Here is a 1,219-nt window from a genome sequence, read left to right as displayed (position 1 = left end):
GGATGTCAAGACCTGGTAAGGTTCTTCGCGTTGCTTCGAATTAAACCACATGCTCCACCGCTTGTGCGGGCCCCCGTCAATTCCTTTGAGTTTCAACCTTGCGGTCGTACTCCCCAGGCGGAGTGCTTAATGCGTTAGCTGCGGCACTGAGTCCCGGAAAGGACCCAACACCTAGCACTCATCGTTTACGGCGTGGACTACCAGGGTATCTAATCCTGTTCGCTACCCACGCTTTCGAGCCTCAGCGTCAGTTACAGACCAGAGAGCCGCTTTCGCCACCGGTGTTCCTCCATATATCTACGCATTTCACCGCTACACATGGAATTCCACTCTCCCCTTCTGCACTCAAGTTCCGCAGTTTCCAAAGCATACTATGGTTAAGCCACAGCCTTTTACTTCAGACTTACGAAACCGCCTGCGCTCGCTTTACGCCCAATAAATCCGGACAACGCTCGGGACCTACGTATTACCGCGGCTGCTGGCACGTAGTTAGCCGTCCCTTTCTGGTAAGTTACCGTCACTTAGTAAATTTTCCACTCTTACTAACGTTCTTCTCTTACAACAGAGCTTTACGATCCGAAAACCTTCTTCACTCACGCGGCGTTGCTCGGTCAGGGTTCCCCCCATTGCCGAAGATTCCCTACTGCTGCCTCCCGTAGGAGTCTGGGCCGTGTCTCAGTCCCAGTGTGGCCGATCACCCTCTCAGGTCGGCTATGTATCGATGCCTTGGTGAGCTGTTACCTCACCAACTAGCTAATACAACGCAGGTCCATCTGGTAGTGAAGCAATTGCTTCTTTCAAATTAATAACATGGGTTATCAACTATTATGCGGTATTAGCTATCGTTTCCAATAGTTATCCCCCGCTACCAGGCAGGTTACCTACGCGTTACTCACCCGTTCGCGACTCAATCTAATCGGTGGAGCAAGCTCCGGTGATTTGATTGCGTTCCACTTGCATGTATTAGGCACGCCGCCAGCGTTCGTCCTGAGCCAGGATCAAACTCTCATTAAATTAGTTTGTCCGACTAAGCACTCTGGCTTATCCGTTTATTGTTTTTTTGTTCATTGACGAAGTTATTCTATAACTTCACCCTGCACGTTTGGTTCGTCTTATTTAGTTCTCAATGGTCTTAGCTGCCTCTCGCGAGACAACTATCTTAGTATACCACCTACTTCTATCCCTGTCAATACTTTTATCCTAAATTTTTTATTTTTTT

At 48.8% G+C, this 1,219-nt stretch carries 1 rRNA gene; it reads right to left on the bottom strand.

Annotated features, from left to right (window positions below):
* Positions 1-1,014: ribosomal RNA gene (locus tag J2S23_RS11275) — 16S ribosomal RNA — on the bottom strand; the annotation flags it as partial.
* Positions 1,015-1,219 lie beyond the last annotated feature (205 nt).

This window comes from Streptococcus moroccensis (genome assembly GCF_030812835.1).
Classification (GTDB): domain Bacteria; phylum Bacillota; class Bacilli; order Lactobacillales; family Streptococcaceae; genus Streptococcus; species Streptococcus moroccensis.
This window is presented reverse-complemented; position numbering and strand designations above follow the sequence as displayed.